The sequence below is a fragment of the Sphingopyxis sp. RIFCSPHIGHO2_12_FULL_65_19 genome, from assembly GCF_001830555.1.
Lineage (GTDB): Bacteria > Pseudomonadota > Alphaproteobacteria > Sphingomonadales > Sphingomonadaceae > Sphingopyxis.
Map to the genome: position 1 here is coordinate 8,802 of NZ_MIAM01000039.1, position 1,926 is coordinate 10,727.

The window sequence follows — 1,926 nt, forward strand, 5'->3', positions numbered from 1 at the left end:
CCACAGCACGATCCCTCCGAACAGCGCATGGGGCCGCGGAACGGTGTCCCCCCAAGGCGCGGCGCCGGCGATCTGGCGGGCAAAGGGCACGAAGCTCGTCCGCGCCGCCCAATGACGCCAGGCATCGCCCATCAGCTGCGCCTTTTTGGCATCCTGCCCCGCCGATCCGACCAGTGCGAGGAAAATGATCGTGGCGGACAAGACGATCTGTGCGCCGGTCGGCATCACGATCACGTGCGCGACAGCCCACAGCGCGAACCCCCACATCATCGGGTGGCGCGTGATCGCAAAAACGCCGCGAGGGGCCGCTTGCGCGGCCGCCGCGGCGTTCGGCGCGGGCAAGGCGGGATTTCCGATCAGCGACCCGATGAACAAAATGCTGGCGAACAGCACGATCAGCGACGCAATCACCCATAGGCCGTCGCCGACCGCCCATAGCGGCGGTTCGGGGGGCATCCCGCGCCACGCCTGCACCAGCATGACGAAGGTGGCGATCGCGACGACCGAATAAACGATCTGGAACCCGCGTTCGCCCATTCGCCCCGCCAGCCCCTTGCGAAGCGGGTGCGACAGAATGAGGTGCGAGCCGACGAACAGGACGCACGTCGTGACCAAAAGCGACATCGGCTGCATGACCAATTCCTCCAACCCCGTCCCGGCTAATATTGGCCGATCTGCCGCGACGCGCGACTCGAAAAGGCCCAGCGGAGATGATTGGGCGTCAAAGATAACAGTGTCAACTTCGGTCGAGTGGACAGGCGGCGAACCGCCTGCCCGCTCCTATCGGTCGTATGCCTTGGGCAGCGCGCCTTCCTGCGGTACGCGATAGCGATCGCGCAGCCGGTCCTGCCGCGTGGTCAGCGACTGCACCTTGCCGTCGATCCAGATCGCCACCGGGCGGCTGCCGAGTTCCAGCGGGTCATTGTCCCACATCACGACGTCGCCGACGCGGCCCGGACGCAGCGAACCGATGCTCGATTCCATGCCCACCGCGCGCGCGGGGACGCTGCTGATCGACGCAAACGCCTGATCCCATGTCATTCCGCTGGCGCCCGGCACGCGCGCCAGACCGACAAGGTTACCGGCATATTGCGTGGCATAACCCATCTTGTGCGCGTCATCGTCGTCGAACACCCCGACCGACACGTCGACGCCCGCGGCCTTCAACCGGCCGGCGTTCGACTGCGTCGCACCAAGCTGCTCGAAGTTGCCCGGCAGGTCGGTGAGCGGCGAGACGAGCACGGGGATCTTGGCCGCGGCAATCTCTCGCGCGACGATCCATCCTTCGGTCACGCCCACAAGCACCAGTTTCAGCGCCGGAAATTCCTGACGCAGCTTCAGCACATTGACGATGTCGGCGGCGCGATCGACGCGCACGAACAACGGCGTCGTGCCGTCGATCACGCGAACCAGCGCATCGGCGTCGGCGCGCTGGATCATCGCGTCATTGCCCCATTCGGCGAGGGTCGCGGGGTTGCGCGCATAGCTGCGCGCCGCCAGCAATTGTTCGCGGAACAACAGGAAGGTGGCCGCACGGCTGCCCCCTGCCTTCGCCGAGCCATCCTCGCCAAACGCGACATATTGAAGCGCACGGGGGCGCGTCACCATGTCCATGTCGTCGGCCAGGTCGACGACGGCGCCTTGCCCGGCGAACAGGTTGCTGCTGCCCGAGGGGGCGACGATCGCGCGCGTGACGCCCGACGCACGGTTGACCGCGACCGGCGATCCCATCGGGTTCAATGCCGGTGCGATATCGAGGCCAGCCGAAAAGCGCGTACGCGGTGCCGCGCGGTCGTTGGTGCCGGTGACGGCATCGACTTCGGTCAGCCCGACACGGCTGAACGCCGCGACAATACCGGGCGTCACATATTTGCCCTGTGCGTCGACACGCTCGATGCCCGCAGGAACGGCGACACCCGCGCCCGC

Annotated in this window: 2 protein-coding genes; both read right to left on the bottom strand. The window is 66.8% G+C overall.

The features are described 5' to 3' along the window. Nucleotides 1-633 (bottom strand): NnrU family protein (locus A3E77_RS11400; RefSeq protein ID WP_293645970.1); only part of this gene is annotated, 633 nt, incomplete at its 3' end. Between the two features lie 147 nt (nt 634-780). Next, nucleotides 781-1,926, bottom strand: a 1,146-nt coding sequence (locus A3E77_RS11405) for an amidohydrolase family protein (RefSeq protein ID WP_293645972.1), incomplete at its 5' end; no start/stop codon positions are given.